The sequence below is a fragment of the Salifodinibacter halophilus genome (assembly GCA_012999515.1).
Lineage (GTDB): Bacteria > Pseudomonadota > Gammaproteobacteria > Nevskiales > Salinisphaeraceae > Salifodinibacter > Salifodinibacter halophilus.
Map to the genome: position 1 here is coordinate 1 of JABEEB010000754.1, position 235 is coordinate 235.

Below are 235 nucleotides of genomic sequence, written 5' to 3' on the forward strand. Positions count from 1 at the left end.
TGACCACCTTCGACGACGACCAACTGGTCCTGGCCGGGCTCAAGGCCGGAGCCAAGGGCTATCTGCTCAAGGACGTGTCGCTGGAGCAACTGGTCGGGGCGATCCAGACCGTCGCCGACGGCGGCTCGCTGGTGCAGCCGGCGATGACCCAGCGCCTGCTGTCGGGCCTGGAGCACATGCGCAACGACTTCGTCAGCCTGGACCGGCCCGATCCGCTGACCGAGCGCGAGACCGA

At 68.5% G+C, this 235-nt stretch carries 1 protein-coding gene; it reads left to right on the top strand.

Features of this window, described 5'->3' with window-relative positions; all coding sequences use genetic code 11:
* Nucleotides 1–235 (top strand): response regulator transcription factor (locus HKX41_13595; protein NNC25167.1); only part of this gene is annotated, 235 nt, incomplete at both ends.